We start from the raw sequence: 8,226 nt of genomic DNA on the forward strand, positions 1-8,226 counted from the left end.
GGAATTCATCTCGCATTACAACTATCGCCGTTGCCACTCCGCCTCGAACCACTTGCCGCCTGCGCTGTTCGAGCAACAGGCGGCTTAATCCTCCTACGGGATGGTTTAAAAAAACTGAACCACTACACCGCAGGCTCGGGCCGCGTTCGGACGATCTTTTGCTTTTACTGACGAGCGACGGTTTCCTTGAAGCCTGTGTCGATCAGTTGATCGATCACCTGATCGACATTCACCCCACGCCGTACCAGTTCTTCAGAAACCAGAATCGGCGCGGCGGCCTTGGATGCGATGACATCCTTGGCGGTCAGTTGCGGGCTGCTCAGGTCGGTGCGCGACAGTTGCAGCTTGGCCACTTCCAGTGGCAGGCCGGATTCCGTGGCGAGCAGTTTCGCCAGTTCGTCAGGGTTTTTTACCGACCATTCCCGAGCCTGTTCGTAGGCTTTGAGAACGGTGTCGATGGTCTGTGGATGTTCCTTGGCATAGGTGTCGGTGACGCTGACTACGCCATAACTGTTGAAGTTGGTGTTGCGATACAACAGGCGCGAACCGGCCTGGACCTGGCTGGCGGCCATGTGCGGATCGAGTCCGGCCCAGGCGTCGACATCACCTTTCTCCAGCGCGGTGCGGCCGTCCGGATGTTGCAAGTGCACCAGTTCCACATCGTCTTTGCTCAGGCCGGCCTGTTGCAGGCTGCGCAAGGTGAACAGGTACGGGTCGGTGCCTTTGGTGGCGGCGATTTTCTTGCCCTTGAGGTCGGCGACGGTTTTGATCGGTGAATCCTTGCGCACCACCAGCGCGGTCCATTCGGCGCGGCTATAAACGTAAACCGATTTGATCGGGCTGCCATTAGCGCGACTGAGGACCGCCGCGAGGCTGGCGGAGGAGGCGAAGTCGACGCCACCGCTATTGAGGTATTCCAGCGAGCGGTTGCTGCCCTGGCTCAGTACCCAGCTGACCTTGGTTTGTGGCAAGGCCTTTTCCAGGAAGCCGAAGTGCTTGAGCACCAGGCTGACGGGCGAGTAATAGGCGTAATCCAGATGCACTTCGGCCGGAGGCGCTTCTGCAGCCTGGGCCAAGGGCTGCAGGCTCAGGGCCAGGGCGCAGGCGCTGAGCAGGTACCTGAAATTCGCAAAACGGAAGGTGGGTTTCATGAAACGGGCTCCGGGCAAGGCGGCGAGATTCTTATGTCCAAAAAATTATTTTGTTCGGATGCTTCCTGCATAAAAGGAATATTGCAGGCTCTGTGCCATGTTCTCGAAATCGCGCTGTCTCGGGGCTTCGAGGCTCATGAACGCGCCGTGGGATGTACCGCATGACGCACTCTGTTGAATGGCTGTTGCTGGGCCAACACTGCGTGTCACGGGACATTAGCTTATGCAGAAATCGAATTTAAAAAGCTTCTTGTAAGAGCGTTATGGTCTATCGCACTCACCTTCAAGGAGCCCCCGATGAACCTGTCCCGATTCGTACGCGGTCTGTTGACCAGCGCCCTGTTTGCCGCGCCATTGGCTTACGCCGCCGAGCCCGTCGTCCTGCACGTCGGCGACCAGAATTACTACAACGTGCGTGCTTCGGTGGAGGCGTCGGGCGTGCTGGAAGGGGCGCCGTACACCGTCGACTGGAAGCACTTCCAGGCCGCCGCGCCGCTGGCCGAAGCCTTGAACACCGGTGCGCTGGACCTCGGCTTTCTCGGCGATTCGGGTTTTCTGTTCCTCGCCGCCAAGCAGGCGCCGGTCAAGCTGATCGGTGTCTCACGGCAGAATCCGGACACCATCGCCTTGCTGGTGCCCAAGGATTCGCCGGTGAAAACCATCGCTGATCTCAAAGGCAAGAAAGTCGCGTATTGGCCCGGCGCCTGGAGTCAGCAACTGACCTTGCGTGCCCTGGAGAAAGCCGATCTGCCGGAAGACTACGTCGACTTCATCAAGTTGATGCCGATTGATGCCGCTGCCGCGTTGCCTCAAGGCAGCATCGACGCATTCCCGGTCTGGGAACCGTACATTTCCCAACAGATCCTGTTCTCCGGCGCGCGGCCGATTCTTACCGCGAAAAACCTGATGCCCGGCCTGAGTGCCATTGCCGCGTCGACTCCTTCGATCGACAGCAAGCGCGAGGCCATCGCCGACTTTCTGGGACGCCTGAAAAAGGCCCGGGCCTGGGTGGATAACCACACCGACGAATACGCCGACCTCTGGGCGAAGAAGGCCAACCTCGATCAGAACGTTTCCCGCCACTGGTTGCGCCAGGCCCACATGTCCGTCGGCCCGGTGGATGCGCAGGCCGCCAAGGATTTGCAAAGCACCGCGGACTTCCTGTTCAAGGTCAAGGCGCTGCCGGCCGAACTGGCCACGGCACCGATCATCGACAACTCCTTCCAGCAGTCTTTTACCCAGTAATCCATAGCGCTGGGCGGCACCGGAACCAAACACTGTCTACCCTGATCCAACCTCGGCCCGCAGCCATCTGCGGGCCGACGATGGATTTACGGGCGAAGGATTTTTGCCATTCGACGTGTTGACCGAATCGGTCTGACTCAAGGCAAAAGCATGAAACAGTGGGTCAAGGTTCTAACGGCGTTTGCCATGGCAGTCAGTCTGCTGGGCTGCATCGCCGCGCCCATCGAAATGACGTCGCAGACCGAACAGCGTCTGCGCGAGCAACCCCCCATCCGCTTTTTGCTGACTTATGACGATGGCCCCAGTGCATCGAGCTTATGGAACCCCACCGAAACCGTGCTCGACAGCCTGGCACGCAATCCGCTGCAACCCGACATCAAAGCCGTGTTCTTCGTGCAGACCCGGGCCTCACGGGCCGGGGGTAGCGAGATCGGGCGGCGGATCATGCACCGCGAACGGGATGCCGGACACATCCTGGGTTTCCATACCGCCACGCCTTCGCACACCAACCATCGTTCCCTCGACCCGCAAGCGCTCGAACAAGCCCTCACCGATGGCAGCGCTGACATCGCCGCGATCACCGGTGCGGCACCGACGCTGCTGCGTCCGCCATTCTGGAACTACGACAAACGCACTTTCGCCGCGTATCAGCAGCATGGCCTGCACGTGCTGCTGACCGATTTAAGTGCCAATGACGGCAAGATCTGGGGCTTCAACGCCAGCCCCCGGCGCCGGGCGCATTTCCTGCGTTCAATGTCCGAAGTGCGCGAGCGCATTGCGTTGGGCGAGTTGCCGGTGGTGGACGGGGTGATTCCGGTGGTGGTGACCTTCCATGACCTCAATCGCTACACCGCCCGGCATACCCGTGAGTACCTGCAAATCCTTGTCGACAGCGCCCGCGAGACGGGGGTGAAGGTCGCAGAGCAACCGTTTTACATCGACACCGACGCCCTGCAACGGGCGGCGATGGCGCGTACCGTGCGCGACAGTTCGCAACCGGTGAAATTGCCGGGGTTCTGGAACTGGATATGGAGCAGCGATTCACACTGACCTCGTGGCGAGGGAGCTTGCTCCCGCTCGGCTGCGCAGCAGTCGCAATACGGTATTCCTGAATGATCGCGGTGGCAGATTATGGGGCCGCTTCGCAGCCCAGCGGGAGCAAGCTCCCTCGCCACAGGGTTTTACTTAACTTCTTGGCAACAACTCATCAATCATCCGCAAGCAATGATTCAACCCCGGTGACACATCGCCCACCCGTCGGCTGAGGATGATTGGCGAGGTCGCGTTGTCTTCCAGCAACGGGGTGAAGCCGATGTCGTCGCGGTGCAGCAATTGCACCGAGGCCGGTACCAACGTGACCCCGATACCGGCACCCACCAGACCGATCGCCGTTTGCAATTCGTTGGTCCATTGCGCCACATGGATGCTCACGCCATAGGATTCGAACAGCGCGATCACATGGTCGGCGTAGCTCGGGCGCGGGTTGCCGGGGTACAGCACAAAGGGTTCTTTCGCCAGGTCACGCAGGCTGATGGGGCCGGCGAGCAACGGGTGACCGGCGGGCAGGGCGGCGACCAGGCGATCTTCGGTCAACACGGTCTGGACGATGGCCGGGTCATCGATGCGGATACGACCGAAGCCGATGTCGATGCGTCCCGCCTTCAACGCTTGCACCTGTTGCAGCGTGGTCATTTCCGAAAGCCCCAACTCCAGCTCCAAAGGCTCGCCGCTGCGCAAGCGCCGGATCAGTTCCGGTAGCACGCCATATAAAGTTGACGGCGCAAAACCGATGCCCAGCCAGGTCTTTTCGCCTAATCCAATGCGTCGGGTGTTGTCACAGACCTTGTTCAGTTGTTCGAGCAGGGCGGTGGAGTGTTCATGGAAAAACCGCCCAGCGTCGGTCAGCTTCAGCGGACGCCCGCGCTCCAGCAGCATCACGCCCAATTCGTCTTCCAGTTGCTGGATCTGCCGACTCAGGGGCGGTTGGGCGATGTGCAGCAATTCGGCGGCACGGGTGAAGTTGAGGGTTTGAGCCAAAACCTGAAAATAACGCAGGTGACGCAGTTCCATGAGGCCTCCAGTCGCCGATCAATTGCATACCTTTAAGGTATCAAGTCAGACCAATTCTATATTGGCATCCAGAAAAAAGCCGTACGAGAATCGATTCCAGAACTTCAAGAACCTGACGGGTATCGAAATGCTTGCAACAGCCATTGAGTCGATCGAGACGATCATTGTCGATCTGCCGACCATCCGCCCGCATAAACTGGCGATGCACACCATGCAGAACCAGACCTTGGTGATCATTCGCGTGCGTTGCGCCGATGGCATCGAGGGCATCGGTGAGTCCACCACCATCGGTGGCCTGGCTTACGGCAACGAAAGCCCTGACAGCATCAAGACCAACATCGATAAACACTTCGCGCCACTGTTGATCGGCCAGGACAGCGGCAACGTCAACGCCGCCATGTTGCGCCTGGAGCGCAGTATTCGCGGTAACACTTTCGCCAAGTCCGGCATCGAAACCGCGTTGCTCGACGCCCAGGGCAAACGCCTCGGCCTGCCGGTCAGTGAATTGCTCGGCGGTCGCGTTCGCGATGCGCTGCCAGTGGCCTGGACCCTGGCCAGCGGCGATACCGAGAAGGACATCGCCGAAGCGGAAAAAATGCTCGACCTGCGCCGCCATCGCATCTTCAAGTTGAAAATCGGTGCCGGCGAAGTGAACCGTGACCTGGCCCACGTGATTGCGATCAAGAAAGCCCTGGGTGACCGCGCCAGTGTGCGGGTCGACGTCAATCAGGCCTGGGACGAAGCAGTCGCGCTGCGTGCCTGCCGGATCCTCGGTACCAACGGCATCGACCTGATCGAGCAGCCAATCTCGCGCAACAACCGCGCTGGCATGGCTCGTCTGAACGCGATGAGCCCGGCGCCGATCATGGCCGACGAATCCATCGAATGTGTGGAAGACGCGTTCAACCTGGCTCGCGAAGGTGCGGCTTCGGTGTTCGCCCTGAAGATCGCCAAGAACGGCGGCCCACGCGCCGTGTTGCGCACCGCCTCGATCGCCGAAGCGGCCGGCATCGCCCTGTACGGCGGCACCATGCTCGAAGGTGGCCTGGGCACCATGGCCTCGGCGCATGCCTTCGTTACCCTGAACAAACTGGCGTGGGACACTGAGCTGTTCGGCCCGCTGCTGTTGACCGAAGACATTCTCAGCGAACCGCTGGTGTATCGCGATTTCGAACTGCACGTGCCGAAGACCCCGGGTCTTGGCCTGAGCCTGGATGAAGAACGCCTGGCGTTTTTCCGCCGCGACAAAACATCCACTGCCATTCATCAAGCCTGAGGAGAGCATTATGCTGTTCCACGTAAAGATGACCGTGAATTTGCCGGTCGATATGAATTCTGAAGCGGCCGCAAAGCTCAAGGCTGACGAGAAAGCCCTGGCTTTGCGCCTGCAAGATCAAGGCAAGTGGCGTCACCTGTGGCGCATCGCCGGACATTACGCCAACTACAGCGTGTTCGACGTCGACAGCGTTCAGGAACTGCATGACCTGCTGATGCAATTGCCACTGTTTCCGTACATGGCCATCGAGATCGATGCGATGTGCCGGCATCCTTCTTCGATTCGTGACGATGACCGCTGAGCCCAGCCTGCTCAGATCGCTACGCTAATAATTACAAGATGAGGAACCTAACAAAATGAACGTCAAGATTTCCCACACTGCCGAAGTCCAGAAGTTTCTCGAAGAAGCCAGCGGCCTGCACAACGATGCTGGCGATGCACGGACCAAGGCCCTGATCTACCGCATCCTGCGTGACTCGGTGAACATCATCGAAGACCTCGCCGTGACCCCGGAAGAGTTCTGGAAAGCGGTCAACTACTTGAACGTGCTGGGTGCGCGTCAGGAAGCCGGGCTGGTGGTGGCCGGGCTCGGTCTGGAGCATTACCTTGACTTGCTGATGGATGCCGAAGACGAACAGGCCGGCAAATCCGGCGGCACGCCGCGCACCATCGAAGGCCCGCTGTACGTCGCCGGTGCCCCGCTGTCGCAAGGCGAAGCGCGTCTGGATGACGGCGTCGATCCGGGTGTGACCCTGTTCATGCAAGGTCGCGTGTTCAACACCGCAGGCGAACCTCTGGCCGGTGCCGTGGTGGATGTCTGGCACGCCAATACCGGCGGTACTTACTCGTACTTCGACTCGACCCAATCGGAATTCAACCTGCGTCGCCGCATCGTCACCGACGCCGATGGCCGCTACCGTTTCCGCAGCATCGTGCCGTCGGGCTACGGCTGCCCGCCGGACGGTCCGACCCAGCAACTGCTCGATCAACTGGGTCGCCATGGTCAGCGTCCGGCGCATGTGCACTTCTTCATCTCGGCGCCGGATCATCGTCACCTGACGACTCAGATCAATCTGGATGGCGAAAAGTACCTGCATGACGACTTCGCCTACGCCACCCGTGACGAGCTGATCGCCAAGATCACCTTCAGCGACGATCAGCAGCGCGCCGCTGCCCATGGTGTGAGCGGTCGTTTTGCCGAAATCGAGTTCGATTTCACCCTGCAATCGTCTGCCCAGCCTGAGGAGCAGCAGCGTCACGAGCGTGTGCGCGCCCTCGAGGACTGATCGCAAAACCCTGTAGGAGCTGCCTTCGGCAGCTCCTACAGGGGATTTGTGTTGTTCGCTGAAGCGCCCACAGGTCGGTGCATTGATACACCGCTGCAAGGACTGCCCTAGAATGTCCCGACGCAACCCATAACAACCAGAGTGACCCGATGATGCAAGCGCAACTGTTGAGTCAGCGCAGCAGAGTATTCGACCATGCCGACCCCTACGCGGTGTCTGGCTACGTCAATCAGCACGTCGGCAACCATTGCATCCTGATGCCCCGGGCCGGCCGACCGCTGGCCAGCCTCGATCATCGAAAATTCGCCAGCCTCGACCTGTGTCGTATCAGCTACGGCGCCAGTGTGCGGGTGACCTCCGGCGCGTTGGAGAACATCTACCACCTGCAAGTGCTGCTGCGCGGCAACTGCCTGTGGCGCGGGCATGGCCAGGAACACTACTTCGCCCCCGGCGAACTCCTTCTGATCAATCCCGACGATCCGGTGGACCTGACGTACTCCGCCGATTGCGAAAAATTCATCCTGAAAGTGCCCACCCATTTGTTCGAATCCGTGTGCGACGAACAGCGCTGGCACTATCCGGGGCAGGGCGTGCGCTTTGTGGAAAATCGCTATCAGCTCAATCAACTCGAAGGTTTCGTCAACCTGCTGGCGATGATTTGCCAGGAAGCCGAAGCCACCGAGCAGATTCCGCGGGTGCAGGAGCATTACACGCAGATTATCGTCAGCAAGATGCTCAGCCTGATGAAGACCAACGTCAGTCGCGTCAGCCTCGGTTCCCCTGCGGCGACCTTCGAGACAATCGCCGATTACATCGCGCGCAACCTCAAGCAAGACATCGACAGCGAAGAACTGGCGCGTCAGGCCAGCATGAGCCTGCGTTCGCTATACGGCCTGTTCGAGCGCAGCGCCGGGACCACGCCGAAAAACTACATCCGCCAGAAACGCCTGGAACGCATCAACGCCTGCCTGAGCGATCCGACCTGCAACGTGCGCAACGTCACGGAAGTGGCGATGGATTACGGGTTTTTACATTTGGGACGGTTTTCGGACAGCTATCGCAAGCAGTTCGGCGAACTGCCGTCCGATACCCTAAAACGCCGGCACTGAAATCGGAAACCCCTGTAGGAGCTGCCGAAGGCTGCGATCTTTTGATCTTGATCTTAAAAAACAAGATCAAAAGATCGCAGCCTTCGGCA

General features: G+C 59.6%; 8 protein-coding genes. 6 read left to right on the top strand and 2 right to left on the bottom strand.

The genetic code is table 11. From position 1 onward, the window contains the following. Positions 1 to 164: 164 nt before the first annotated feature. Positions 165 to 1,151 carry an aliphatic sulfonate ABC transporter substrate-binding protein gene (locus tag KGB21_RS29050; RefSeq protein ID WP_223507508.1) on the bottom strand — a complete coding sequence of 329 codons (987 nt, stop codon included), beginning with the start codon at positions 1,149 to 1,151 and terminating at the stop codon, positions 165 to 167. A gap of 297 nt (positions 1,152 to 1,448) precedes the next feature. On the opposite strand from KGB21_RS29050, the gene KGB21_RS29055 reads away from it, so the two are divergent. Next, entirely contained in the window at positions 1,449 to 2,396 is a 948-nt protein-coding gene (locus tag KGB21_RS29055) for an ABC transporter substrate-binding protein (RefSeq protein WP_223507509.1), read from the top strand. A gap of 150 nt (positions 2,397 to 2,546) precedes the next feature. Continuing rightward, entirely contained in the window at positions 2,547 to 3,446 is a 900-nt protein-coding gene (locus KGB21_RS29060) for a polysaccharide deacetylase family protein (RefSeq protein ID WP_223507510.1), read from the top strand. A gap of 135 nt (positions 3,447 to 3,581) precedes the next feature. Here KGB21_RS29060 and KGB21_RS29065 read toward each other — a convergent pair whose 3' ends face one another. Next, positions 3,582 to 4,466, bottom strand: coding sequence for a LysR family transcriptional regulator (locus tag KGB21_RS29065; protein ID WP_034150960.1), 885 nt, complete (start codon positions 4,464 to 4,466; stop codon positions 3,582 to 3,584). A gap of 127 nt (positions 4,467 to 4,593) precedes the next feature. Between KGB21_RS29065 and KGB21_RS29070 the strand changes: the two genes are divergently transcribed. The 4 genes from KGB21_RS29070 to KGB21_RS29085 all read left to right on the top strand — a co-directional run bounded on the left by KGB21_RS29070 (position 4,594) and on the right by KGB21_RS29085 (position 8,137). Continuing rightward, positions 4,594 to 5,742 carry a muconate cycloisomerase family protein gene (locus KGB21_RS29070; RefSeq protein WP_223507511.1) on the top strand — a complete coding sequence of 383 codons (1,149 nt, stop codon included), beginning with the start codon at positions 4,594 to 4,596 and terminating at the stop codon, positions 5,740 to 5,742. 10 nt (positions 5,743 to 5,752) lie between these two features. Beyond that, on the top strand, positions 5,753 to 6,043 hold the full coding sequence (gene catC, locus KGB21_RS29075) for a muconolactone Delta-isomerase (RefSeq protein WP_223507512.1): 291 nt from the start codon (positions 5,753 to 5,755) through the stop codon (positions 6,041 to 6,043). A gap of 55 nt (positions 6,044 to 6,098) precedes the next feature. Then, positions 6,099 to 7,028, top strand: a complete 930-nt coding sequence (gene catA / locus KGB21_RS29080) for a catechol 1,2-dioxygenase (RefSeq protein ID WP_223507513.1) — start codon at positions 6,099 to 6,101, stop codon at positions 7,026 to 7,028. A 149-nt stretch (positions 7,029 to 7,177) separates the two neighbouring features. Continuing rightward, complete coding sequence (locus KGB21_RS29085) at positions 7,178 to 8,137, top strand: AraC family transcriptional regulator (protein ID WP_317846759.1); 960 nt, start codon at positions 7,178 to 7,180, stop codon at positions 8,135 to 8,137. Positions 8,138 to 8,226: the final 89 nt, after the last annotated feature.

It is taken from the genome of Pseudomonas sp. GL-RE-29, from assembly GCF_019947275.1.
Taxonomy (GTDB): Bacteria; Pseudomonadota; Gammaproteobacteria; order Pseudomonadales; family Pseudomonadaceae; genus Aquipseudomonas; species Aquipseudomonas fluorescens_A.